The 26169-nt window shown below is 43.5% G+C and carries 23 protein-coding genes; 6 read left to right on the top strand and 17 right to left on the bottom strand.

Annotated features, from left to right (window positions below; translation table 11 throughout):
• Positions 1 to 7: 7 nt before the first annotated feature.
• A complete protein-coding gene (gene gatC / locus AAYR28_RS03285; protein WP_024424549.1) occupies positions 8 to 298 on the bottom strand; it encodes an Asp-tRNA(Asn)/Glu-tRNA(Gln) amidotransferase subunit GatC in 291 nt (96 codons plus the stop codon).
• A 423-nt stretch (positions 299 to 721) separates the two neighbouring features.
• Here gatC and putP point away from each other — a divergent pair, with 423 nt between their 5' ends.
• Positions 722 to 2203: a sodium/proline symporter PutP gene (putP, locus tag AAYR28_RS03280; RefSeq protein ID WP_034282812.1), complete on the top strand. Its 1482-nt coding sequence runs from the start codon at positions 722 to 724 to the stop codon at positions 2201 to 2203.
• 167 nt (positions 2204 to 2370) lie between these two features.
• Positions 2371 to 3063: an MgtC/SapB family protein gene (locus AAYR28_RS03275; protein WP_024424547.1), complete on the top strand. Its 693-nt coding sequence runs from the start codon at positions 2371 to 2373 to the stop codon at positions 3061 to 3063.
• Positions 3064 to 3106: 43 nt separating this feature from the next.
• Here AAYR28_RS03275 and AAYR28_RS03270 read toward each other — a convergent pair whose 3' ends face one another.
• From AAYR28_RS03270 to AAYR28_RS03250, 5 genes are all read right to left on the bottom strand, one after another.
• Positions 3107 to 4114 (bottom strand): phosphotransferase enzyme family protein, encoded by a 1008-nt coding sequence (locus AAYR28_RS03270; protein WP_034282815.1) that lies wholly within the window; start codon positions 4112 to 4114, stop codon positions 3107 to 3109.
• 127 nt (positions 4115 to 4241) lie between these two features.
• Positions 4242 to 5438, bottom strand: coding sequence for a CamS family sex pheromone protein (locus tag AAYR28_RS03265; protein WP_046314108.1), 1197 nt, complete (start codon positions 5436 to 5438; stop codon positions 4242 to 4244).
• Between the two features lie 15 nt (positions 5439 to 5453).
• Positions 5454 to 7460 carry an NAD-dependent DNA ligase LigA gene (ligA, locus tag AAYR28_RS03260; protein ID WP_046314111.1) on the bottom strand — a complete coding sequence of 669 codons (2007 nt, stop codon included), beginning with the start codon at positions 7458 to 7460 and terminating at the stop codon, positions 5454 to 5456.
• Positions 7461 to 7500: 40 nt separating this feature from the next.
• On the bottom strand, positions 7501 to 9723 hold the full coding sequence (pcrA, locus tag AAYR28_RS03255) for a DNA helicase PcrA (protein WP_120208675.1): 2223 nt from the start codon (positions 9721 to 9723) through the stop codon (positions 7501 to 7503).
• 57 nt (positions 9724 to 9780) lie between these two features.
• Entirely contained in the window at positions 9781 to 10473 is a 693-nt protein-coding gene (locus AAYR28_RS03250; protein WP_120208677.1) for a heptaprenylglyceryl phosphate synthase, read from the bottom strand.
• Between the two features lie 264 nt (positions 10474 to 10737).
• Here AAYR28_RS03250 and AAYR28_RS03245 point away from each other — a divergent pair, with 264 nt between their 5' ends.
• On the top strand, positions 10738 to 11097 hold the full coding sequence (locus tag AAYR28_RS03245) for a DUF2283 domain-containing protein (protein ID WP_284385935.1): 360 nt from the start codon (positions 10738 to 10740) through the stop codon (positions 11095 to 11097).
• 46 nt (positions 11098 to 11143) lie between these two features.
• On the opposite strand, the gene AAYR28_RS03240 is transcribed toward AAYR28_RS03245, so the two are convergent.
• Complete coding sequence (locus AAYR28_RS03240) at positions 11144 to 11374, bottom strand: hypothetical protein (RefSeq protein ID WP_039176971.1); 231 nt, start codon at positions 11372 to 11374, stop codon at positions 11144 to 11146.
• A 139-nt stretch (positions 11375 to 11513) separates the two neighbouring features.
• Between AAYR28_RS03240 and AAYR28_RS03235 the strand changes: the two genes are divergently transcribed.
• Positions 11514 to 13094: an FMN-binding glutamate synthase family protein gene (locus AAYR28_RS03235; RefSeq protein ID WP_120208683.1), complete on the top strand. Its 1581-nt coding sequence runs from the start codon at positions 11514 to 11516 to the stop codon at positions 13092 to 13094.
• Between the two features lie 242 nt (positions 13095 to 13336).
• Here AAYR28_RS03235 and AAYR28_RS03230 read toward each other — a convergent pair whose 3' ends face one another.
• Both AAYR28_RS03230 and AAYR28_RS03225 read right to left on the bottom strand, forming a co-directional pair.
• Complete coding sequence (locus AAYR28_RS03230) at positions 13337 to 13651, bottom strand: YerC/YecD family TrpR-related protein (RefSeq protein ID WP_024424524.1); 315 nt, start codon at positions 13649 to 13651, stop codon at positions 13337 to 13339.
• Between the two features lie 561 nt (positions 13652 to 14212).
• On the bottom strand, positions 14213 to 15955 hold the full coding sequence (locus AAYR28_RS03225) for an adenine deaminase C-terminal domain-containing protein (RefSeq protein WP_345808929.1): 1743 nt from the start codon (positions 15953 to 15955) through the stop codon (positions 14213 to 14215).
• A gap of 125 nt (positions 15956 to 16080) precedes the next feature.
• On the opposite strand from AAYR28_RS03225, the gene AAYR28_RS03220 reads away from it, so the two are divergent.
• Complete coding sequence (locus AAYR28_RS03220; RefSeq protein WP_024424522.1) at positions 16081 to 16302, top strand: YgaP family membrane protein; 222 nt, start codon at positions 16081 to 16083, stop codon at positions 16300 to 16302.
• A gap of 32 nt (positions 16303 to 16334) precedes the next feature.
• On the opposite strand, the gene AAYR28_RS03215 is transcribed toward AAYR28_RS03220, so the two are convergent.
• From AAYR28_RS03215 to AAYR28_RS03200, 4 genes are read right to left on the bottom strand one after another with little or no spacing between them, the layout of a single operon-like run.
• On the bottom strand, positions 16335 to 17600 hold the full coding sequence (locus AAYR28_RS03215) for a peptidase (protein WP_120208687.1): 1266 nt from the start codon (positions 17598 to 17600) through the stop codon (positions 16335 to 16337).
• 14 nt (positions 17601 to 17614) lie between these two features.
• Positions 17615 to 18280, bottom strand: a complete 666-nt coding sequence (locus AAYR28_RS03210) for a 3-oxoacid CoA-transferase subunit B (protein WP_095407899.1) — start codon at positions 18278 to 18280, stop codon at positions 17615 to 17617.
• The gene (locus AAYR28_RS03205; RefSeq protein ID WP_080708064.1) at positions 18256 to 18942 is read right to left on the bottom strand and encodes a CoA transferase subunit A; all 687 of its coding nucleotides are present in this window, start codon (positions 18940 to 18942) and stop codon (positions 18256 to 18258) included. The genes AAYR28_RS03210 and AAYR28_RS03205 overlap by 25 nt, the downstream gene beginning before the upstream one ends.
• A 12-nt stretch (positions 18943 to 18954) precedes the next feature.
• Positions 18955 to 20319 (bottom strand): aspartate aminotransferase family protein, encoded by a 1365-nt coding sequence (locus tag AAYR28_RS03200; RefSeq protein ID WP_120208689.1) that lies wholly within the window; start codon positions 20317 to 20319, stop codon positions 18955 to 18957.
• Positions 20320 to 20510: 191 nt separating this feature from the next.
• On the opposite strand from AAYR28_RS03200, the gene AAYR28_RS03195 reads away from it, so the two are divergent.
• The gene (locus AAYR28_RS03195) at positions 20511 to 22169 is read left to right on the top strand and encodes a PucR family transcriptional regulator (protein WP_120208691.1); all 1659 of its coding nucleotides are present in this window, start codon (positions 20511 to 20513) and stop codon (positions 22167 to 22169) included.
• Here the strand turns inward: AAYR28_RS03195 and ablB are convergent.
• The 4 genes from ablB to purH form a co-directional block, all read right to left on the bottom strand.
• Positions 22164 to 23009, bottom strand: a complete 846-nt coding sequence (gene ablB, locus AAYR28_RS03190) for a putative beta-lysine N-acetyltransferase (RefSeq protein ID WP_120208693.1) — start codon at positions 23007 to 23009, stop codon at positions 22164 to 22166. The two genes, AAYR28_RS03195 and ablB, sit on opposite strands and share 6 nt — an antisense overlap.
• A gap of 14 nt (positions 23010 to 23023) precedes the next feature.
• On the bottom strand, positions 23024 to 23224 hold the full coding sequence (locus tag AAYR28_RS03185; protein ID WP_111927665.1) for a hypothetical protein: 201 nt from the start codon (positions 23222 to 23224) through the stop codon (positions 23024 to 23026).
• 111 nt (positions 23225 to 23335) lie between these two features.
• Positions 23336 to 24610 (bottom strand): phosphoribosylamine--glycine ligase, encoded by a 1275-nt coding sequence (purD, locus tag AAYR28_RS03180; RefSeq protein WP_120208695.1) that lies wholly within the window; start codon positions 24608 to 24610, stop codon positions 23336 to 23338.
• Positions 24611 to 24622: 12 nt separating this feature from the next.
• Positions 24623 to 26161 (bottom strand): bifunctional phosphoribosylaminoimidazolecarboxamide formyltransferase/IMP cyclohydrolase, encoded by a 1539-nt coding sequence (gene purH / locus AAYR28_RS03175; RefSeq protein WP_025092624.1) that lies wholly within the window; start codon positions 26159 to 26161, stop codon positions 24623 to 24625.
• Between the last annotated feature and the right edge of the window lie 8 nt (positions 26162 to 26169).

Genomic DNA, 26169 nt, shown 5'->3' with positions numbered 1-26169 from the left:
GCCTCCTTTAGTCCAAAATTGATGGCACACGAATATAACCGTCTTTATGATCAGGCGCGTTTTTGACGACTGCCTCAATGGAAAGACCTTTATTCGGAACATCTTCTCTCATGACGTTTTTCATTTTTAATACGTGTGTAGTAGGTTCAACGTTTTCCGTATCTACCTCGTTTAACTGCTCTGCAAATGAAATGATGCTATCAAGCTGTTCTGTAAACATCTCAGCTTCTTCTTCTGTAATCGCAAGCCTTGCTAAATGGGCAACGTGCTTGACTTCTTCTATTGAAATTCTTGACATGCAGGTTCACCTCCAAAAATGATGCGTACTCGTGGTCATGATCATAAGTCATATACACTTTATCATATCAAATTTTACTGTTCTAAAGCAACTTTACGAAGGTGCGGTGAAAGGTTCGTTTTCTTTAAAACGTCTTCTTATCAAACCAATAAATGAAATATTCATCAGGTGACTTTTTATTTTTCAGAAAATTTTTACTTTTGTTTATTTTTGTAATCGCTTACATACTGGTTCTTATCACCGATCTGTCCATTTTTTCTTCAAAATGAAGAGGTTTAGGCAGGTTGATCACTTGGGAATACTCTGTTAGGTTAAGTAACCATAGCAGTGAGCGGGACAGTCAAGCAAAAAAGCTGCCATCGCTCTTCTGTATATTTTGATTGAGGTGATGTCAAATTAATACGAAAAAGGTGAGAACACAAAATGAGTATTGAAGTTACAATTTCCTTATCTATTTATTTTATCGGGATGCTTGCCATTGGCTGGTACGCATTCAGGAAAACACATGATTTAAATGATTATATGCTTGGCGGACGCGGGCTTGGCCCATTCGTTACAGCCCTTTCAGCAGGTGCTGCGGACATGAGCGGATGGATGCTGATGGGTGTGCCAGGTGAGATGTATAAAACAGGTTTATCGACAGCCTGGCTTGCGATTGGTTTAATCGTTGGTGCTTACTTGAACTACCTCATTCTTGCACCTCGTTTACGTTCTTATACAGAGATTGCGGATGATGCGATTACGATTCCTGATTTCTTTGATAAACGATTCAAAGGATCATCTGCTTTATTAAAAGCTGTTTCAGCCGTCATCATTTTAATTTTCTTTACGCTGTATACATCGTCTGGGATGGTATCAGGCGGACGTTTATTTGAGTCAGCATTCGGTGCTCACTACATGTTTGGACTGATTTTGACGTCAAGTATTGTCATTTTGTATACATTGTTCGGCGGATTTTTGGCAGTGAGCTTAACGGACTTTGTCCAAGGAGCTATCATGTTTTTAGCATTAGTGCTCGTGCCGATCGTTGCCTTTACACAATTAGGCGGACCTGTTGCTACATTCCAAGATATTCAACAGATTGACCCTAAATTGCTTGATATTTTTAGAGGAACGAGCGTCATTGGCATTATTTCCTTCCTTGCCTGGGGACTAGGTTACTTTGGACAGCCGCATATTATCGTGCGCTTTATGGCCATTACGTCTGTTAAAGATTTAAAACCAGCACGCCGAATTGGAATGAGCTGGATGATTATTTCAGTGATTGGATCACTGTCTGTCGGTTTAGTGGGTGTTGCCTATGTTCATGAAACGGGTATGAATCTTGCTGATCCTGAAACCATCTTTATCGTTTTTTCTAAAGTATTGTTCCATCCATATATCACTGGATTTTTACTTTCTGCCATTTTAGCTGCGATTATGAGTTCAATTTCGTCTCAGCTGCTTGTCACAGCAAGTGCCATGACAGAGGATCTATACAGAACGTTCTTTAGAAAAACAGCATCAGACAAAGAGCTCGTCATGATTGGCCGGATGTCTGTACTCGTTGTCGCTGTGATTGCTCTCTGCCTTTCACTTAACCCAAGTGACACCATTCTTGACCTTGTCGGTTATGCGTGGGCAGGATTTGGTTCTTCATTTGGTCCAGTCATCTTGCTTTGCCTATACTGGAAACGAATGAATCATCACGGTGCCCTAGTTGGAATGATCGTTGGTGCAGTTGTGGTTCTGACATGGATTACAACAGGCCTCAACCATGCCACAGGTATTTATGAAATGATTCCAGGCTTTACCCTTAGTGGATTAGCTGCCATTATTGTGAGCTTATTGACAAGTAAGCCGTCAAAAGCATCAAAACAGCTATTTCACAAAATGGAAGATCATCTTGAAGAAGAAACAAAATAAAGAATTGAAGAGTCATCTGCCCTATGCGGATGACTCTCTTTTTAAATAAAATAAAAAGCTTTTCTTTCTTCAGAAACTGAATAAAATAAGAGTTGTGCAGCCATATGGGCTGTGAGAAGATCATATACATGTTGTGAAACGTACATGAAGTGAAAGGAGCGATACGCATGTTTTGGACAATTGAATGGGATACAGTCTTAAAATTAGCCGTGGCCACCTTAATCGGTCTGATTATCGGGCTTGAACGAGAGCTGAAGAAAAAGCCCCTCGGCTTAAAAACGTGTATTGTCATTGCTGTCAGCTCCTGCGTCCTAACCATCATCAGCATTGATGCAGCCTACAATTTCCCTCGAGTCTCTAAGCTTCAAATGGACCCACTCAGGTTACCGGCGCAAATTATATCTGGTGTTGGTTTTATTGGAGCAGGTGTGATTCTTCGAAAAAGCAATGATGTCATCTCAGGACTCACGACTTCTGCGATGATATGGGGAGCAGCAGGACTTGGGGTTGCAACAGGTGCAGGATTTTATAAAGAAGCCTTCCTCAGTCTTTTCTTTATTCTCATTAGTGTCGAATTCCTGCCATGGCTCTTCCAGCGGATCGGACCGATTCGCCTGCAGGAAAAAGAAATCCGCATCAGAATGTCTCTTTCTGACCGAAACCGCATGACCGATATTTTAAAAGAAATGAAAGCCCTCAATATCCGCATTCATTCTGTACGAATTGATGATTTAAAAGAAAAGGACTATCCGATCATGGAAGTACGCGTACGTGTGCATAAAGACCGCTATACAACCGATGTGTACTTTGATATTAAAGATCTAGAAGGCGTCGTTGGCGTGAAGTGTGATACGGTGTAGTCATAAAAAACCCCTTGCTGTTTGACACAGCAAGGGGTTTCTTTTATCGGGCCAGCTGTTGAAAGTCAAAAGGAGTAATTGGTGTTTTTTGCTCAATTTCCTTTCGAAAACATGACAGCATGGCTTTTTGGTCAGAAGTCATTGTTTGGAGATCAAATGCTTGATGTAAAAGCCCATAAATAAGCATATGACGCAGCATGAGAAAATCAGGGATTGTTGCCAGCCACGCGTCATCAAGCTCATTCTCCTGTCGATAGCCTTTTAAAAAATGACTCATAAATTCTGCCGTAAATTCAGCTTTATCATCATATGGAATCACTGGATACCAAAGAACATTGTATAGCAAAATACTAATATCATTGATAAACCAGTGATATCCAATATCATCAAAATCAAATGCGATAATCTCTCCTTGATGATAATGAAAGTTCCCGTGATGCAAATCGGCATGCACCAGCCCATACACATCCTTCGAAATTCGGAGCTGGTGAAGCTTTTGCATCAGTTCATCTTTTCTTCGCAAAACAACCGTTTGATCAGACGGAATATATTGATCAAGCTTTAATTGCTCCTCTTCATACCACTCTTGACGCTTATAAAGAGGATCTTTTACTTGATATCGTTTTGTTATTTGATGCATTCGTCCTGTATAGGACCCTAACGCTTCAAACAGCTCCCCATTCCAATCTCCTTCATTCACTTTTCTCCCCGGTGCTTTTTCATACACACGGAGTAAAAATGCGCCTCCGGCTTGATCAGGAATGGTTTCAACGTCTTTTCCTCTTGCTGATGAAATCGGCTTTGCTACGGAAATTCCATGATGAGACAGGAATCGAATCCAGTCCATTTCTCCTAAAATATATGTGGGTGAACGACGAATGGTATGGGTGATTTTTAATATATAATTCTCCCCATTCATTGCCTTATATTCATACACATAATTTTCTGCATCGGCTAGAAATGTGACTTGGTCAAGCTGAAATTTATACAAGTGAGCCGCTTTCTTTAAGACTTTCTGTTCATCGTATCGTGCTTTTACTTCTTTATGCATGCTGATTCTCCTTTATCGTCTTTTTAAATGTTCTTGACGGTAATCAGCATTATACGAGCATCAACATACCTGCCTTTCTTCTTGGTTTCTACTAATATTTTGACAAGAGTTTGGAAATCCCTCTTATTTAGTCATATATATGAACAGTCGGTTCTTTGTCTTCAGCATTTTTCGTAATCAAGGCTTCTTGTTGATCAGAAGATGTAATGTTGATTTCAATATTGGTACTCTTGTAATAATCCATGACTTCACCCGTTAAATATTGTGTGAAGGCTACAACTTCCGTTTTTCCATAGAACTGCATTGGAATTTCGATTTTCATTTTTTGCAGGTTGCCGTTTTTGTAAAAGCCTTTTCCTACAACACCAGTGTAATTCGGGAAGTAGTCTTCGACCTTTGTCTTGAAGCGGTCAAATCGCTCTGAATCATCTTTGTAGCTGCTTTTCGCATTATCTGAAGGGAAGAATACATTCTCCTCATTGAGCGTATCCCAATTTCCGATATCAGCAGAGCCTGCTTTCACATCCGTTTTGGCGATAAAGTTGCCTGGAACGATAGATGATTTTGGTGCTTGCTTATAAAGGGCAATCATGACAGGCACTTTTTGCAGTCCGTCCATTTGACGAATGCGCTTAACCACTTGTTCAGCGATTTTTTCACCCTCTGCCAAAAGTTTCTTTGAATTTTTCGATGAATCGATGGTCACCTCTTGCTGCGGGTCACCGATCTTTTCACGGTAATAATAAACAGAGTTCAGTGCAAGACCAATGACAACTCCGCCAAGCTGTAAGCTGTTTTTGTCTTTTCGAATTAAGTAATTATGCTCTAACATCGAAGCTAAGTAGATGGGACTATTTTCATTTTTAGACTTTGTTGAACCTGAGTTTGGAAGAGCAGGATTTAAGCCTAGATTCTTAAAGTCTTTATCTTCTTTTTCTGCCTTTTTTAGATCACTGCCTGTTTTTTTGCGTGCCAGCCAGCTGAGAACGGTGTCCTCATCTAAATGCTGTCCTTCTTGGAAAAGATAGTCGTTTGTATTAAATGACTCTGTTGCGAGGCGCATGAGTCCTGTTTCAAATTCATCAATGTCCAAGCGTGTGTTGAGACGCTCCGCTGTTAAACCTCTCGCAGCTCCTTGTTTAAACGGCAGCACCATTTTGTAATAGGAGTCTGAGATATTGTACATCGGGATGATGGCTGTTTCCTTTGTTTCCTTCGTTTCATCCGTTTTTTGTGTGACCTCTTCCTCTTCCTTTCCCCCAAAAGGTGCACACGCTGACAATACCAGTGTGAGCATTGTCAGCAGCAATAACAACTTTTTCAATAGAAAACACTCCTCTTATTTCTTTAGCTCCTCGAGCATTTTAGCTTCGTCCCAAATTTCAATATTGAGTTCTTCTGCCTTTGTCAGCTTACTCCCCGCTGCTTCTCCGGCAATGACTAGATCTGTTTTTTTACTCACACTGCCTGCCAGCTTGCCGCCTAATGCTTCGATCGCTGCTTTTGCATCGTTTCGAGCCATTTCTTCTAACTTTCCTGTCAGCACAATGGTTTTTCCTGCAAAATAGGAATCACTTTCTTCTGCTTTTACCGGCTTTGGTCCTGTATAGGTCATATTGACTCCAAGCTCTTTTAGTTCGTTCAGCAGATCGAGTATTTCTTCTTTCTCAAAGTACGTGACGACGGCATCAGCCATTTTTTCACCAATTTCGTCGACTTCAAGTAATTGTTCTTTCGTTGCTTGCTTTAATTGATCGATGTTTTCGAAATGCATCGCCAAGGTCTTAGCCGCCTTTGAACCAATAAATCGAATGCCGAGTCCAAATAGTAAACGCTCAAGAGAGTTTTCTTTCGACTGCTCAATCGAACGCAGTAAATTGTCGACAGATTTTTCGCCCATTCGTTCAAGCTGAATCAGCTCTTCTTTCGTTAATCGGTAAAGGTCTGACACACGAGAGACTAGCTGTTCCTTGAAGAGCTGTGTAATGACCCGCTCGCCAAGCCCATCAATATTCATTGCATTACGGGAAACGAAGTGAATGAGACCCTCACGTATTTGGGCAGGACATTCTGGATTGATGCATCGCAAGGCCACTTCTCCTTCGATTCGCACCAGCTCACTATGACACTCTGGACATTCAGTTGGCATGTGAAACGGCTTTTCTTCGCCTGTACGCTGATCGACAAGGACACCTGCGACTTCAGGAATAATATCGCCGGCTTTTTTCACAATCACCTGATCAAAATAGCGAATATCCTTTTCTTTGATCAAATCTTCATTATGAAGAGATGCACGCTGCACTGTCGTCCCTGCTACCTTGACAGGCTCAAGAATCGCTGTTGGTGTAATCACGCCTGTTCGCCCGACGCTTAGTTCAATATCAAGCAGCTTCGTTACGACCTCTTCAGCCGGAAACTTGTACGCAACCGCCCAGCGCGGGCTTTTTGCTGTAAATCCTAGTTCTTCCTGCTGAGCCAGTGAATCGACTTTAATGACAATTCCATCGATTTCATATGAAAAATCGGCACGCTTTACTTTTAATGTTTCGATGAGGTCGATGACTTCTTCGATCGTTTGGCACATCCGTCTTTCTTTGTTTGTTTTAAAGCCAAGTTCGTCGAGAAGATCAAGTCCTGCGCTTTGCGTTTCAACACCAATTTCATCAAGCTCCGCTATACTGTAGACGAATATATCAAGGTTTCGTTTCGCTGCAATTTTCGTATCAAGCTGACGAAGTGAACCTGCAGCCGCATTACGCGGGTTTGCAAACGGCTCTTCTTCGTTTTGTATTCTTTTTTCATTTAATGCTTCAAAAGAAGGTTTTGGCATAAATGCCTCGCCTCTCACTTCAATCGACAGAGGGCGTTTGATTTTAAGCGGGATGGAACGAATCGTTTTGAGGTTTTCAGTAATATCCTCCCCCGTTGTTCCATCTCCGCGTGTCGCTCCTCGGACAAACACGCCATTTTCATAACGGAGAGAAACAGCGAGTCCATCAATTTTCAGCTCGACATTGTATGCGATATCGTCACCGACTGCTTGACGAACCCGGCGGTCAAAATCAAGAAGGTCCTGTTCATTAAACGCATTCCCAAGGCTGAGCATTGGTGTTCCGTGACGCACTTTTTGGAAGGCGTCTAAAACAGCGCCGCCTACTCTTTGTGAAGGAGAATCCGCTGCTTTTAAATCAGGGTGCTCTTCCTCCAGAGAAATCAGCTCACGCATCCGCGCATCATATTCAGCGTCAGGAACACTTGGACGATCAAGTGTATGATATTCGTAGTTGTATTGATTCAAAATCTGGTGCAGTTCCTCGATCCGGCGTTTCGCTGCTTCTTTATCCATCTGCTTCTTCCTTTCAATTCATTCGTTTTGTCCTATCAGTTTATTGCTTCTCGATTGGTGCAAATGCTGCGAGAAGACGCTTAATGCCTGTCGGGCTTGGGAACGCAATATCAAGCTCTGTGCTGTCTCCGCTGCCTTTCACACTCACAACCGTACCAACGCCCCATTTTTTATGGGCCGCTTTATCGCCCACAGCCCAGCCAATACTGCCGCCGCCTGTGTTTTGAATCGTTTGTGTTTGCGGACGTGAGACAGGTCCCCGTCTTTGCGGTCTTTCTCTTGTTTGGCCAAACGGTGTTTTTGTTTCTTTTTTCTCATTTAGGTTGTCCAATAAATCGGCTGGTATTTCTCGAATGAATCTAGATTCAAGGTTCATGTTCGTCCGGCCGAAAAGTGTTCTCATTTTTGCACTTGATAAATAAAGCTCTTCTTCAGCCCGTGTGATGCCTACATAAGCCAGGCGGCGCTCTTCTTCCATCTCTGCATCTTCCATTAATGAACGGCTGTGCGGGAAGACACCTTCCTCCATTCCCATTAAGAAAACAACAGGGAATTCTAGACCTTTTGCAGCGTGAAGTGTCATTAAGATGACGGCATCCTGATCTTCTTCTTCATTCTCATCCAGTTTATCAATGTCTGCGACGAGGGCGAGATCTGTCAGGAAGGTCACAAGTGACTTGTCTTCATTTTGTTCTTCAAAGTTCTTAGTGACGGATAGAAACTCGTCAATATTTTCTAAGCGGCTTTGTGCTTCAATCGTTTTTTCAAGCTTCAGCGCTTCACGATAGCCTGTTTTCTCTAGAATTTCTTCTGTTAATTCAGTGACAGATAAATAATCCTGCATGTTCGTCATTTGATCAATGAGCTGTTTGAACTCATCAAGCGCATTGGCTGCCCGTGCACTCAGTCCAATGAAATCCACCTGGCCAAGTGCTTCAAACATAGACAGGTCATTCATCTCCGCATATGCTGCAATTTTATCAACAGATGTCGCCCCGATTCCGCGCTTTGGTACGTTGACAATTCGCGCAAAACTAATATCGTCATCTGGGTTTGCCACTAGGCGTAAGTATGCCAAAATGTCTTTGATCTCTTTTCTGTCATAGAACTTCGTGCCGCCGACAATGTTGTATTGAATGTTGGCTTTCATTAACGTTTCCTCTATGACACGAGACTGGGCATTTGTCCGGTAAAGGATCGCAAAATCGGATAATTTGCGCTTTCCGCTCTGATGAAGCTGACGAATCTTTCCTGCGACAAATTGTCCTTCACCAAATTCATTATCTGCACGATAATAGGCAATCTTCGCTCCTTCATCATTTTCTGTCCAAAGATTTTTCGGCTTCCGGTTTGCATTGTTTTGAATGACCGTATTTGCGGCATGCAAAATGCGTTTCGTCGATCTGTAATTTTGCTCAAGCAGAATCACTTCACTGGATGGATAATCTTTTTCAAAGGAGAGAATGTTTGTAATATCCGCTCCGCGCCAGCGATAAATAGACTGATCCGAATCACCGACAACACATATATTTTGAAAGCGCTGCGCGAGCAGTTTCACAAGCATGTACTGTGCTCTGTTCGTATCCTGATACTCATCTACATGAATGTATTGGAATTTCCGCTGATAGTGCTCTAATACTTCAGGAATGCGCTCAAACAGACGAATTGTCATCATAATTAAATCATCAAAGTCGAGTGATTGGTTTTTGAGTAAACGCTTTTGATAATCTGTATAGACATCGCTGACCACTTGATCATAGAAATCACCAGCTGTTTTGGCGTATTCCTCTGCGTCAATGAGTTCGTTTTTTGCACTGCTGATGGAACCTAAAATGCTGCGCGGGTCAAACTTTTTAGGATCGATATTCCGTTCTTTTAAAATGTTTTTAATAACTGAAAGCTGGTCAGATGTGTCTAAAATAGAGAAGTTGCGATTCACACCAATGCGGTCAATATCACGTCTTAAAATACGGACACACATGCTGTGGAACGTAGAGATCCAGATGTCATCTGCGCCAGGCCCTAAAATAGCATGGACACGTTCACGCATTTCACGTGCTGCTTTATTTGTAAATGTAATCGCTAAAATGTTCCACGGAGCCACATGCTTTTCTGCCATTAAGTAGGCAATTCGATGTGTGAGCACCCGTGTCTTCCCGCTTCCTGCTCCTGCCATCAACAATAAAGGACCGTCTGTTGCTTTGACTGCTTCTTTCTGTGCGTCATTCAGCCCTTCTAATAGATGATTCGATATTTCATTCATTCCATTCACCGCCAATTCGAACTTATGTTCTATTTTAACCCGTTTCGTCTTATTTGACTATGATGACTTTTTGACTGCCTCCACTGTCTTTAATGCTTCTTTGAAATTGTCATAAATGACGTTTCCTACAACCACGACGTCTGTATGCTGGGAGAAGTCTTTTGCCTGCTTAGCGTTCTCGATGCCGCCGCCATAAAAAAGAACTGTTTCATCAAGCACTGCTTTTGTTTCTTTGACAAGCTCTATGTCTCCAAGCGTTCCACTATATTCCAGATAAAAAACGGGCAGCTTCATCAAATGCTCTGCCACTCTTGCATATGCCCTGACGTCATCGATATCCAGCGCTGTATTTGCCTCTGTGAGCTTGGCCGCTTTACAATCTTCATTTAAGATGACATAACCTTCAGGCACAATCTCTTCCATTGACATCAAATCACCGAATTCCTTCATTGCGTCCTTATGCAGCCCAACAATCCAGTCAGGATGAGAGCTGTTTAAAACGGTCGGGATGAAATACAGATCAAAGCCAGGCACAATCATCTCATGTGTGGAGATTTCGAGCACACATGGCACTAGAAACCGGCGGACCTTTGACATCAATTGAAGCACGTTGTCCTCTGTCACATGATCACTTCCGCCAATCAATATGGCATCCGTCCCAGATTCGCAAATTGCTTCTAGCTGTTCATCGGAAATTTCTTTATTTGGATCGAGTTTAAAGACATGCTTCCACTCGGTAACATCATACATGAAAAACGTTCCTCCATTCGTTTCATTCCATTTAAATATTATAACAAAATCAAAGGCCGCAAAAAATGGGTAACCTCCTTTAGCTAAAAGTTTCATTCTTTTGAAAATGGGTGATTGTGACTTTAGAAAAAATTGCTGGAGAATAGTTAAAAAATTCACTCAAAGAGGAGCTGAAAGAGGTTGTTATTTTGGCACTTTGTCACATGCTATTATACAATAAAGGGATATTTTACTATAGATTTAAAAACCATCTATTAAGCAGAGGTGACTCAGTTGAAAAGAACGATTACATATGAACAAAATATAGACATCGGATACATCTATATCACCCCGCAAGCGAAGCATATGAAAATCAAAAAAACCATTGAATTAGATGTCAATGAATGTGTCAATGTAGATATCGACCAAGAGGGCCGAGTGGCTGGCTTGGAGTTATTTTCAGAAGAATCCAAAGTGCTGCGGAACACACCGGTTTATGAGGATGAGCTTTCTTTACGTTTGACGGATCAGGAAATTCTCTCAACCTATCATCTGTCAGGCATTGAATTTCAATTCTCGACATCTGATCACAATGGGCTGATCGGTTTTACTATTGTCGATCCAATTCGATATAACGTCAAATGATAAACAAGAAAAAACCGTTTTGATCTTTCAAAACGGTTTTTTCAAATTATTGTCTCGCTTCATTAAAGTAATGGACGGATGTCATGGCCCCTTCGTCGACCATCTTGTTGTCTTGGATATCTAATGGATCTGGGTGGCCGGCTTTTTCAGGAACCTTTTCATCTGACCGGAACATGCTTGCCCATTTTTTCAGATGCTGTTTATTTTTTACCGCTAATAACACAGCACCTCCAACCCCTAATCCTGCAAGTACATACGCATTTGGACGCTTATTCATGTATGTTCCCTCCCCTTATGATCTTATTTGTAAGTTACCCCGCCTTTTCATTTCTAAACGTCACAATATGCTGATGTGGTTTCTCTTTCATTAAAAAGTGGAATAACAACAGCAATGAAAGAGAAAAGAGGGGATCTTCGTGACAACAACTTTAATTGTCATCGGCGCATTGCTAGTCATTTGTTTGATCATCCCAATCATTCTATTGATCTGGATTTGGATGAGGGATGAAAAACAAGAGGAACATTCAGTTCTGCGAAATTATCCGGTCATTGGAAAACTGCGGTTTATCTTTGAAAAAATAGGACCTGAGCTTCGCCAATATCTGTTTCTGAATGACCGAGAGGAGCTGCCCTTCTCAAGAAGAGAATACGAGCAGGCGGTCATGTCTGGGAAGTACAAAAGCCGGACGATGGGCTTTGGATCAAAACGTGATTTTGACAAGCCAGGCTATTACATTCGAAACGTCCTGTTTCCAAAGCAGCGAGATGAACTACGAATCGATCAATCTGAAAAAATCAAAACGAAAGTGTATCAGATTGATCAAGACAATTTACTGCGAAGAAGTGAACATGTCAAAGAAGTCGAAGCAAATCCTTACTTTCTCCATCAAGAGGATGTACAAGTCATTGGCGAACACACATGTCAAAAACCTTTCCATGTGAAAGGACTGATCGGTCAATCTGCCATGAGCTACGGCTCCTTAGGCGACAGGGCGATTACAGCTCTATCCTCAGGATTAAAAATGGCCGGCGGGACGTGGATGAACACAGGTGAAGGCGGGCTTTCTCCTTATCACCTCAAAGGCGGAGCAGATATTATTTGCCAGATTGGGCCTGGTTTATTTGGCGTTAGAACAGAGGATGGCGCATTTTCCTTTGAAGAATTCAAGAAAAAAAGCGAACACGAGGAAGTCAAAGCCTTTGAACTCAAGCTGGCACAAGGAGCAAAAACACGCGGCGGTCATATTGACGGCGAAAAGGTGACGGAAGAAATAGCGAATATCCGTAAATTACCGCCTCACCAATCCATTGACAGCCCAAACCGCTTTGAGATGTTTCACTCCATTCCTGACATGTTTGATTTCATTGAACAGCTGCGGAGCATAGGCGGAAAGCCAGTTGGAATCAAACTTGTTGTCGGACATAAAGAAAATATTGAAGAGCTTGCCAGCTATATGAAAAAAAGCGGAAAACACCCTGATTTCATTACAGTGGATGGCGGAGAAGGCGGTACAGGGGCGTCCTTTCATGAATTGGCAGATTCCGCAGGGCTTCCGATTTTCACGGCACTCCCAATGGTTCATCAAATATTGAAAGAATACGGTGTCAGAGATCAAGTGAAGCTCTTTGCTTCTGGCAAGCTTCTCTCGCCTGATAAAATTGCGATTGCCCTTTCAATGGGAGCTGACTTTGTGAATATTGCCAGAGGTCTCATGTTTTCGGTTGGATGCATTCGCGCCCAAGTCTGCCACACGAATAAATGCCCAGTCGGGGTCGCCACGACTGATCCAAAGCTGCAAAAGGGTTTATCGATTGAAGAAAAAAAATACCGAGTGTGCAATTATATCCTGTCTCTTAGAGAAGGTTTGTTTAACTTATCCGCAGCTGCGGGAATAGAATCGCCTATTCATTTTAATGAAAAACATATTATTTTTAGACAAGAGAATGGTGAAACAAGCGAAGTGCCGATGTTCTCAGGCACACAGCCATCTGTCTAGCTCGAAAAGGTGCGGAAACGCACCTTTTTTTATAGACATTTTTCGTATAAAGTTTGCAAGCAGTAGAGTTTAAGGAAATCATCTCAAGCGAAGAAGGCATCTCCTATGAGGGAGAAAGATGGTTTATGGGCGAGCTAAAGTAAAAAACAGAGGCACTTTATCAGCCCCTGCCCGCCTTTTCATAAAAAAACTGCAAACAAGTCCATTTTTCGTAAAAAGGATTGTTTACAGTGAAAGCTGCTTTATTTTGTTTCGTTATTTTCCTGCTGTTCTGCTACGCGGTCAAGAGCCATCGTATAGGCATCGTTTCCGTAGTTCAAGCAGCGTTTAACACGTGAGATAGTTGCAGTGCTTGCACCTGTTTCCGTCTCGATTTTATGATACGTGTTTCCCTCGCGAAGCATACGCGCTACTTCAAGACGCTGTGATAAAGATTGGATTTCATTGATGGTACATAAATCATCAAAAAATCGATAACATTCTTCCAGGTCTTTAAGGGATAAGATGGAGTTGAATAACTGATCTAAGCTTTTGCCCCTTAATTTATCAATTTGCATCTTAATACATCTTCTCCTTTACTATTGCCACACCGCTTCGCACGATCTTCTTCTAAGAAAGCGGTATCTTTCCTGACTAATTTTTTTAAAACCTCAGCAATGAGCTTTGAACAGATCATGACAGGTTTGGTTCTACGCTGAAAATGCCGTCAGGTTCTTTCGTAAGCCGAAGCTTCTTTATCGTAAACAAATTCGACAAGTTCTGTCATTTTCCTTGTATGACAATCTGACAAACTTGTTTGCTTCCGGTATAAAGATGACTTCTGCTTGGTTAGGTCTTCTGCCCTCATATACAGGCTTTACGGAAAGCTCGGCGAGACCACAAATATGCGCCCCGCCTTGCTCGGGTTATTCAAAATATGTTGGCCGGTCAGCGTAACCGGCAAATTCATTTTACAATTAGAGTACTTCATTCGTCATGTCAAAGCCCTCTGCTTTGTCAACAGCTCCACATAAGATCATGATCACTTACATGGCAGTGAAGAGAACCATGGCTCACTTCTGCCCTATAACAGCAGTCAGAAATGCAGCAAAGATGATACAGCTCCACTCTGTTATATTTTAACGCATTATAGACGGAAAGAGTACAGTTTTTTTCATGACATCAAATATTCCTCTTGGTGTCACTCGAATATACGGCAAATGTGTACTTTGGAAAAAGACAAGTGTATCAATTGGGCAGTCAAATGGATAGCCGCGCTCAATGAGCAGCTCGCGTAATGTTTGTTCCTGCTGAAGAACAGTCTCAAACGGTTCAGCCGATGCACAGCCTGATAATTGCAGCGGGATTTCGTGCAAAATTTTCCCGTTCTCTGTGAGTACGATTCCCCCGCCAATTTCTTTCATCCGCTTATGTGCCAGCATCATATCTTCTTTATTTTTCCCGATCACTAAAATATCACCCGTGAGCGAAAATGAGCTGACAAAGCCCTGCACTTTATTTGCGAACCCTTTTAGCATCGTATTCACACGCCACTCACCTTTTCGGTCAATCAGGCTAAAGAAGCTTTGATCATGGTCACATGACAGCTGGTTGATTGAGTTATCAATTTCCACTGTATAAGGCTCCATGATGACAGCATTTCTCATCTTCACACCTAGCGGCATAGAGAATTGCAAATCACTCATCGTGAGGTCGTAGCTTAAATCTAATGGAGCAAGCCCGCCATTTTCCCATTTTGTTTCTTGGAATTGATGCTGGTTCTCGCCATCTAATTTGAGAATAACCCCTTTAGATATGACCGTTTCAGGATTTGGGTTCATTGGATCATCTAAAATATTCAAAGAAGCCAGCCGGCCTGGGCCAACAATGCCTAATAAATCATCAATTTGATAGTATTTTGCAATGTTAAATGTCGCCATATTATACGCATCAATGATCGGCACGCCTTCTTCAAGGGCAATCGAAATCAAACGGTTAATCATGCCTTCCTCATAAAAGTGAGGGGCAGCACCATCTGTTGTATAGAAAAAATGGTCATAGTGTCTAAAGTCACGCTCATGCAGTTCTCTTAAAATGTTCACTAAATCTGGGCGGATGGAAGAATGCCGCAATGAAACATGATAGCCAAGGGACAAGCGTTTTAACACATCGTCCGCATTCATCGCTTCATGATCACTGTCCGCGCCAAACAGCTTCATTTTTGTTAGCGTTTTCTCAGAAGCTCCAGGGAAATGCCCTTCAATTCGTTTTCTCTGCTTCTTTGTTTCTTGCATGCAATATAAAATGAGATCATCACCGTCCATCAATCTTGGCCAGCTTGTTAATTCGCCGCCTTGGAGGACGTCAGGATGATCAATCCATTCCTTCCGGTAGTTGACTGGCAGTATCTCATCTTCATATCTGACTTCCGTTTGAAGATCGTATCTGGACCACCAGAAATACTGAAATGGCTGCTTTTTTAATTCACATAGAGTGGAAAGCGCTTTCTTTTCATTGCTTTGCAAAAGAAGAAATAAGTTATCGCTGACCATCGTTGTTGTGCCAAATTGAGACACATATTCTGCAAGTGATTGGGGATTATAAATATGGAACGGATGCGCGTGAGGCTCTATATACCCAGGCACAATGTATTTCCCTTCACAATCAATCACACGTTTAGCTGATTTATTTTGAGGAAGCTCTGCTCCGACATAAACAATTCGATCATCATGTATCCAAATATTTGCCTTCACCCATTGCTTCAAAAACGGGTTAAGCACGAGTCCATTCGTTAAAAGGAGTGTTGGAACTATTTTTGAGTCGACTACATCGATTTGTGTGCGGATGTCATTGTTTCTCCAATTAAAAGTACGTTCGGACATTCACATACTCTCCTTCATTTGTATTAGCCCTATCGTAACATAACGAACTACGTTACGCATTAATGAAACGTTACAATTTCTTGAAATCACACTTAAAATAATTTAAAAAAGGAGATTCACCTTCAATGAAACCTAATCTCGGCTTAATGGAAGCGCTCATTAGAATTGCCTGCGGAATGACAATATGTACTGTGGCTGGATCCTTATATGCTAGAAAACCATGGAGTAAAATGCTGCTTTTGGGCATCATGTTTGGCGGTATGAAACTGGGATCTGGCATTCTTCGTTTTTGTCCAGTGACATATATGTGTGAGCAGCAGGACACACATAAAGAGAAGGCTGAGTAAGGCAGCCTTCTTTTTTTGTGATCATTTTCATCTCATTCCGCTGCTTCACACCATTCGACCATTGTCCCTGCAATAATTTCAGCTGCTTCAATCACATGCTCAATGTCAATGGATTCATTCGGAAAATGGGCAAGCTCCGTTGTTCCCGGTCCAAACACGATGATCGGAATACCTGCTGCCTGTGACAGTAATCCGCCGTCCGTTCCCCAAGGGGCGGCTTCGATTTTCGGCGGCTGCTTCATGACCGCTTCATATTGTTCCTTCAATAAACCTAAAAGCGGATGATCTGTATCGATTGAACCCGGAAGCCATCTTGCACCAAACCATTCGACCTCAACAGGATGCTCTTGGAACCATTCATCTTTTTCTCCGAGTCCTGCCATCCAATTTTCTAATTCCTTCTCTGCCTGTTCTACCGTTTCACCGGGCATCACCCCGAGCCTGCCTTCCATTGTGACAAGGTCTGCTACAGAGGATGGCCAATCACCGCCTTGAATTTTCCCGATATTGATTGGGATCGGGATTGGGATATGCTGAAACAGCGGCTCGGTGATTCGCTGATTTCTTTCTTCTTCAAGTGCCGCTATATGTGAAAGGACAATCGTGCTCTTTTCAATAGCAGAAACGCCGTGATATCTTGTTCCGCCATGAGCAGCCCTTCCTTTAATATGCAGTCTGAACCATTTAGATCCTTGCTGAATCGGAAAGATTTTCATATGACTTGGCTCTGGAATGATGGCTGCATCTGCTGTATATCCTCTCAGTATGGCTGCAAGGGTGCCTGCGCCGCCGCTCTCTTCTTCGACAACACTATGAAACACGACATCTCCCTTCAGCGGAATCTGAAGCGCATGCAGTGCTTCAAGTGCAAAGAGTAAAGAAACGTTTCCACCTTTCATATCTGTTGCCCCGCGTCCATAAAGTCTCCCGTTTATGATATGCCCGCTGTAGGGCGGATATGTCCATTGTTTGTGATCACCTGCCGGGACAACATCGACATGCCCATTTAATAAAATAGATTTGCCGCCGCCTTTACCTTTCAATCGTCCGGCGACATTGGGACTTCCTTTAAAGGAACGTCTCGGGGAATAAAAATACGGGTGGTTCAGCAAGTCATCCCCGCCAATGTCCCATACGTCAACATCAAAGCCAATGGCAGAAAGTTTATTTGCTACGATTTGCTGTACTTCTTGCTCATTTCCTTGTGTGCTGTCACATTGCACCATTTGCTGAAGAAGCGTCACGGCTTCCTCCTTATGTTCTTTCATCCAGTTTCTGATACGTGTGGTTGGCTGCAAGTCGGTCATCCTTTCTACACAACAGATTTGACATCAGGCGCTAAAATGAGCGGCGCCTCTGTCGCCCTCATGACATCTTCCGGCTGAAACGGCGGCATGACTTCACGCAAAATGAGCAGCTGTGATTTGACCTCAATGACTGCCATATCCGTAATAATCAGATCCACACAAGACTTAGCTGTTAAAGGCAGCGTGCAGGCTGCTTTTATCTTAGATTGTCCATGTTTATCAAGGTGGCTCATCACAACCACCACCTTTTTCGCTTTTTGCGCAAGTTCAATGGCTCCACCCATACCCGGCACTCGTTTCCCTGGCACAATCCAATTGGCAAGATCCCCATGACTGCTGACTTCAAGTGCACCTAAAATGGTCATATCCAGCATCCCTTTGCGAATGATGCCAAAAGCGGTTGTGCTGTCCATATATGATCCGCCTTTTGTTAACGTAATGGGAAAACCCCCGGCATTGCACAAATTCGGATCTTCTTCCCCTCGTGCTGGTGAAGCGCCTGCCCCCATAATGCCGTTTTCTGCATGCAGCCACACCTCGTAATGTGCTGGGATGTACTCAGCTGCAAGGGTCGGGATGCCAATCCCAAGATTCACAATCATGCCATCTTCAATTTCCTGTGCCGCGCGTTTGGCTATGCGGTGTCTTAAATCGATGTCTCCCATGCCCATGTCCAGTTCACTCCTTTTGATTGCACGATCTGGTTCACAAATACGCCTGGCGTGACGATTTCCTCTGGATGAAGCCCGCCCACAGGCACAATCTCTTCTACTTCCGCAATGGTCCAGTCTCCTGCCATCGCCACAATCGGGTTTGTATTCCGTGCACTTTTATCAAAAATCAGGTTGCCTGCTTCATCTGCTTTGAGGGCATTCACAATCGCGATATCCGCAGTCAGTGCAGGCTCAAGAATATACTTCTTTCCATCCAGCTGAACCAATTGTTTCTCATCAAGATTGAGGCTATCCATGCCAACATCTGTCACAATGCCCGCTAAACCCATCCCGCCTGCCCTGATCTTTTCTGCTAGGATGCCCTGCGGGTAAAAAAGAACGTCTAGTGTACCTGCCTGCATTTTCTGCCCGGCAATTGGATTTGAGCCAATATGAGAGGCAATGATTTTCTTCACTCTTCCTTCTGTGATCAGCCTGCCAACACCGATTTGCGGGAAGCCTGCATCGTTTCCGATCAATGTCAGGTCTTTAATATTGGCTTCTAGGATGGCATCGATCAATGATGGCGGGGAGCCTACACCGCCAAACCCGCCAAACATAATGGTCATTCCGTCTCTAAAATGCGTGATGACTTGATCTAAGTTCGCTGTTTTGTTCATCATCTTTCCTCCCTACATGGCAGATGGGAAAAACCCTCGATTGATGACTTCTTGCTCGACCTGCGTCATTGTCTGCCCGAATAAATGAATCAGTTCATCCATCTCCTGCTGCGTAATGGAAAGCGGCGGTGCGATCATGACCGCTGCACCTCCCACACCATCCTCTCCAGCGCTTGCTGGGTAAACAAGCAAACCATTTTGCTTGGCCGTCTCCACAACTAAATGTGTCATTTGAGCATGGGCAGGAAATGGTGTTTTCGATAATCGGTCTGCGACAAATTCAATGCCAATGAGCAGCCCCTTTCCTCTCACATCTCCTATGATGGAATGTTTTGTTTGCAAATTCTTTAAAGCATTCATTAAATATCGGCCAGACAGATCAGCTCGTTCTGAAAGCTGGTGTTTTTTCATGTATCGAATGACAGCCAGTGAGACGGCTGCTGAAAGCGGGTTGCCACTATAAGTGTGGCCTGCCATCACAGAGCCCGAACCGCTGAGAATCGGTGCAATCACATGATCTGCTGAGACAGCTGCAGCAATCGGTGCATAGCCGGCGCTCATGCCTTTTCCGAGTACCATAATATCTGGTACGACGCCCCAATGTTCCATGGCAAACATTTTCCCAGTTCGTCCAAAGCCTGTCATGACTTCATCTGCAATCATTAAAATATCGTTTTCCTCACAAACTCGCTTCATCGCCGCAAAATATCCGTCTGGCGGAACAAGCGCCGCACCCGCTGCTCCAACAATCGGCTCTGCAATAAAAGCCGCAATTCTCTCTTTTCCTATACGCTGAATGACGGTTTTAAATTCCTGTACATACCATTCGACCTGCTTGCTTTCTTCCTTTGGCAGCCACGAACGGTAGCTGTATGGCGGAGAAAGCACCGGGTGTTTTTCGAGCAGTGGTTCAAAGCGCTCTCTCCTTGCAATATGACCTGACATCGACAGCGCACCGAGTGTGATACCGTGATAACTCATCCATCTTGAAATGATGTGATTCTTCTCAGCCTTCCCCTGCTCCTGCCAATGCTGAATGGCAATTTTCATGGCGGTCTCTGTTGCCTCTGATCCGCTTCCGACAAAAAAAGACCAGTTCAGGTTCCCTGGGCAGAGCGTACTCAATTCATAGGCAAGTTCTTCTGCTGGTTCATTTGTGAATTGTGATCTGTACGTAAAGCTCACCTTTTCCGCTTGCTCTGTCATGGCATCAATGATGTCTCGTATGCCATGTCCAATACTCGCCGTGACAGCACCCGATGAGCCGTCTAAATATTTTTTCCCGTCCCGATCATATAAATAAATCCCCTCTCCTTTCACAGCCACAGGATAATGCTGATTCAACATCGGTTTGATTAAGTAATCCCGGGTCTCCACTTTGTCATTCCTCCCTCTCTCGTCAGCAGCTGCATCTTTCTTTTTTCATGAATCGCAAGAAAATTTTGTATACTTGTTATAAGATTAGCTTAATCAAGAGGGCAGTCATCCTCCATTCGCCACATGCCCGAATTTCACACGCATTTTTTATACATCGTGTATAAGAGTGTTCAAAAGGAGGTCATGAGTCTATGGCGATTCTCGTCAAAGATGCACTCTCGCTCGATATCATGAAGGAAACAAAGCTGCTTGCTGGGGAAAATGGACTGGACCGCCTCATTCAGTGGGTGACCATCGTGGAAATTATCGAAGATACTTCAAGGCTTTCAGAAGGGGAGCTGCTCGTCACAACCGGCTTTGGGCTTGCAGACAATCTAGAAAGGCGCGCCCGGCTTGAGGAGCTGATTCAATCTCAACGTCTATCGGCCATTGCGATTTATAAAGGCGTATACTTAACGGAAATTCCGGCATCACTGATCGAAGCTGCCAAAAACAGCGGCATTCCACTCATCGAGATTCCTTCACATGTCAACTTCTCAGACATTACTAAAGCCGTCCTAGAGCAAATCGTCAGCAGCCAGCTCCATCAGCTTAAATATTCTTCAGCCATTCACCAAAGACTAACCCATTTAAATGTCAGCAATAAAAATGTCACACAAATTACAGATGAGCTGGCACATCTCACTTCGGCAAACATCGTCGTGCTTGATGTTTTTTTACATCAAACCGCAGCTCATCTCATCAAAGATGAAGTGACGTACTCTCCTGCTGTTGGCTTTCTGACAGATCGTGAACCAATCGAAACGATGCCTCTTCTCAAGCAGGCTGAGGAGAAAGGACGGCTCGTTTATGACACATGCGGTGCGTTTGTCCTCGCTGCATGTCCGGTGATTGCGATGGGCGATATTTTCGGATTTATTGTATCTTTAAAGAAAAAGGATGCGTGGCATCATCTCGACGCGATTGCCATCGAGCATGCCGGGGCGGTGTATGCGATTGAATGGCTGAAGCAAAAAGCCATTCAAGATACAGAAAACCAAATGCAAGGTCATTTGTTAGATGATATTTTGCAGCAGCAATACACAGAAGAAAGCTATGTGGTCGAACAGGCAACAAAGCTGCAATACGATATGAGCGATGAGCAGGTGGTCATCTACTTTCAATTTCAGCATCAGCACACACAGCTCGATCACCAAATGATGCAGCGTCTATCTCAATTGCTCACGTCGATATTTGAACGCAGACATATTCCTTTTTTACTAAAGACAAGGCTCGATTCCATTTTTGTTCTTACACCGGCAGGAAAAAAAGCGTTTCAAGAAGCGGAGTGGTATCGTGCAGCAGAAGAGTGCCGGAGCACTTGGTCTTATTTTTTTCCCGTCCACCCGATTGTGATTGGCATTGGGAGAGCCTATGACCAGATCGGTCTCTTTTCAAAAAGCGCGAAGGAAGCGCAGTATGCAGCAAGGCTTCTTCCGCTTTTAAAGACAGACGAATGCATCATTCATTATCAGAAGCTCGGCTTATACGGGATGCTGCTTGAAATGAATGAAGCGGGTATGAATTTGCATGACTTTTACGTGGAGCTGTTAAGTCCCTTGCTTTATACGAAAAAACAGGGCGCTGACCTGATCCATACACTCGAAGTGTATTTGGCACACAATGAAAATATTCAAAAATCTGCGGGAGAATTGTTTATTCACAGGCATACATTAAGCTACCGGCTGAAACAAATTGAAACGAGAACAGGCTGCAGCCTCAAATCAACAGATGATCGGATGAAGCTGCAGCTCAGTATCATGGCGTACCGCCTATCTGGTCTGCTTGATCAGATGAGAACCATTTCATGATTCATTCGGCGTTTTCACCCATAGATTCATATCTTCAATTTTGTCAAAAATATAGCAGTTGTTTTGGAAACGCCCGGTATACGTATAGCCGAGCTGATAAAACACTTGGTTCATTCCATAGGACAGTGCACGTGCGAGAGAATAAAAGACATAGATGTGCATGGATTGAAGTTCTTTTTCGAGTGCTAGAATCAAATGATGCATGAATCCTAGTTTTCTGTATGATGGAAGGGTCGCACAATCTGTTAATTCCGCATGACCATACGGCTCATTGATTTCAGCGGATGCTGCACTCACAATGTGACCGTCATGTTCAACGGCATAAAAGACGGTCCCTTCCTCCATCACCTTTTGGATGTAATCTGGCTCATTCATTGGCGTAGGATACGTTTCAAAAACGGCATCATAGAGCTTTGCCAGCTTGTGAATATCCTGCGTATCCGCTTTCCGCATCACATACTCATCCTGCCACGTACCTTGGTCTTTTTTGAGAGGCTTTTCCTGAATAGACGCAACAATTTCATCTTCCTTCAGCCAATACGGGCTGTTCATTCGATCCTCCGTCAGAAAGAGCGACATGCCGTACGCATCACTTCCAAGAAAATAATGAGAAAACACGCCTTCAAGCCGAAAGCCTTTTTCTAAAAAAAGAGGCATATGCTCACGCCTGACTTTCACAATGACCTTAGAAGCCTTGGAGTCTGCCGCTTCCTTTAGAACCGACTGAATCACATCCCGCACCCTGCCGCTGTAGTCATCCAAACGGATTCGCTCATTAAATGAATCAATACAGATCGAGGCAGAAAAACGCTCGTTCGCAAGTTCCTTCAATTGCACCATATACTCATCCTCTCTTATAAATCAGCTAATAAAAAAATCCAAATGGAAAATGAAACAATGACGATACCAGAAAAAATCGACATGATCATATACCGAATGGCTGAGCCTTTTTTGGCTTTGTTTTGCTTTCTCGCTTCATACATGATGAGATTTGAGAACAGTATAAATAAAATAAGTAACACAATTGCAAATAGAATAATTCCTTGAATGACCATGCTGCCTCCTCATAAACTCGTCATCCCATACTACTTCTTCATATTCGAGCATCATCCCTTCTCATGAACAAAAAACACCTTTCCATCTCATCAGATAGAAAGGTGTTTTGATTAAACGTTATTCCCCGCAGCCTTCAGTGCACGGGCACCAATGTCACGGCGATAAAATAGACCTGGCTGTATGATTTCTTCAACCGCTTCATACACTCTTGATCTTGCCGCTTCAAATGTGTCGTCAAATGCGGTTACATTCGCTACACGGCCGCCATTTGTGACGAATTGATCGTTTTCTTTTTTTGTTCCTGCGTGGAAGGTCACAACATCAGACACAGTCGTTTGCAAGGCACCGATCGGTGTGCCTTTTGCATAGTCTTCTGGGTATCCTTCTGATGCAAGAACCACACTGACAGCCGCAGTGTCTTTCCACTGTAAGTCCACATCTTTTCCATCAAGAATATCGAGGAATACTTGGACTAGATCTGATTCAAGTCGAGGGAGAACCACCTGCGTTTCAGGGTCGCCAAAGCGTGCATTGAATTCAATCACCTTTGAGCCTTCTGGTGTCAGCATTAAACCTGCATATAAAATGCCTGTAAATGGACGCCCTTCCTGCACCATCGCGCGAGCTGCCGGTTTCACAACATCTTCCACGGCTTTCTGAACCACTTCATCTGAAATTTGCGGAACTGGTGAATAAGCGCCCATTCCGCCAGTGTTCGGCCCTTTGTCATCTTCAAAGGCCCGTTTGTGATCCTGCGCAATCACCATCGGGTACACCTTTTCTCCGTTGACAAAGGCCATGAGTGAAAATTCTTCGCCTGTTAAAAATTCTTCGATGACAACAGATGCACTTGCATCGCCAAACTTTTCATCCTCTAAGAAATCATGCAGACAATCGACGGCCTCTTCAAGCGTCATGGCCACTGTGACGCCTTTTCCTGCGGCAAGCCCGTCTGCTTTAATGACAATCGGCGCACCCTTTTCTTCTACATATGCTTTTGCTTCTTCAAACGAGGTAAAGGCAGCGTAAGCGGCTGTTGGGATATCGTAGTTCTTCATTAAGTCTTTTGCAAATTCCTTTGAGCCTTCAATGACCGCAGCTTTTGCATTCGGTCCAAATACTTTTAGACCTGCTTCTTCAAATGCATCAACGACACCTGCGATTAAAGGGACCTCTGGACCGACAATGGTTAAACCGATTTCGTTTTCTTTTGCAAAACGAATTAACGCCTCATGATCGCCTTCGTCGATTGGTACAAGCTTCGCAGCATCTGTCATTCCATCATTGCCGGGTGCGACAAATACTTGGCTGACAAGTTCACTTTGATTCACTTTCCATGCGATGGTATGCTCTCTTCCGCCTCTGCCGATAATTAATACGTTCACACTGTCATCCCCTTAATGTTTGAAATGTCTAACGCCAGTGAAGACCATGGCGATGCCGTATTCATCTGCCTTTTGAATCGATTCTTCATCACGAATAGATCCGCCTGGCTGAATGATCGCTGTGACGCCTGCCTTTGCAGCAGCTTCCACTGTATCGCCCATTGGGAAGAATGCATCAGAGCCTAGTGCGCTTCCTTTTGCCTTTTCACCAGCTTGCTCAATTGCAATGTTAGCTGAGCCCACGCGGTTCATTTGACCAGCACCGATTCCTGCTGTCATTTGATCTTTCGCAAGGACAATCGCATTTGATTTCACATGCTTGACTACTTTCCAAGCAAGTTTTAAGTCTTTCCATTCGTCTTCAGTTGGTTCTCTTTTCGTTGGAATAGAAATCGTTGCTTCCTCTAAGCCGTACGTGTCAATATCCTGAACAAGCAGTCCGCCATGAACACTTGTCAGCTGTTTTTCTTTTTTCCCGAGATCTGCTTCTACATCTAATGTTAATAGACGAAGATTCTTTTTCGCTGTTAACACGTCAAGTGCTTCTTGGCTGAACGATGGGGCGATGACAATTTCTAAGAAAATCGTATGCAGCACCTCAGCCGTTTGTTTGTCTACTTCACGGTTAAGTGCCACAATGCCGCCAAAAATAGACGTCTCATCTGCTTTGAATGCTCTGTCAAATGCTTCTGCAATTGTTTCTCCTGTACCAACGCCGCACGGGTTCATATGCTTCACAGCAACAGCTGCTGGCTCCGTGAATTCACGTACAATTTGAAGAGCGGCATCTGCATCTTTGATATTGTTGTAAGAAAGTTCTTTTCCATGTAATTGCTTTGCAGTAGCCAAAGAACCTTTGGCTGGAAGAGCATTTTCATAGAAAGTCGCCGCTTGGTGCGGGTTTTCTCCATAACGAAGGGATTGTTTTTTCTCAAACGTGACAGTGAACTGTTCTGGCTCTGTTTCGCCCACAAAGTTTGTTAAGTAATCCGCAATCAGAGCATCGTAAGCAGCCGTATGACGGAATACCTTTGCAGCGAGCTCACGTTTTTTCTCGAGTGACACGCCGCCTTCTTTGATTTGCTGGATGACTGTATCATAGTCACGAGGATCGACAATCACTGTGACGTCTTGGTGGTTTTTTGATGCCGCACGAAGCATTCCCGGTCCGCCAATATCAATGTTTTCAATCGCTTCTTCATACGTCACATCGTCTTTTGAGATTGTCTCTTTGAATGGATAGAGATTCACGACAACAAGATCAATCGGCTGAATGCCATGCTTCTCAATCTGTGCCATATGCTCATCGTTTTCTCTCACTGCTAAAAGCCCGCCATGAATGTTCGGGTGAAGTGTTTTGAGTCGTCCGTCCATGATTTCAGGGAATCCAGTGACTTCTGAAATTCCAATGACATCAATGCCGTTCTCTTGAAGAAGCTTATGTGTACCTCCAGTTGAAATCACTTCAACGCCAAGTTCTGTTAATTCTTTCACAAAAGGTACAAGATTCGTTTTATCGGAAACACTGATTAATGCGCGTTTGATCGTCATGCCTTCGT

This window comes from Bacillus safensis, from assembly GCF_039619585.1.
GTDB lineage: Bacteria > Bacillota > Bacilli > Bacillales > Bacillaceae > Bacillus > Bacillus safensis.
Note: the sequence above shows the minus strand (reverse complement) of the source record. Positions and strands in the feature narration are given on the sequence as shown.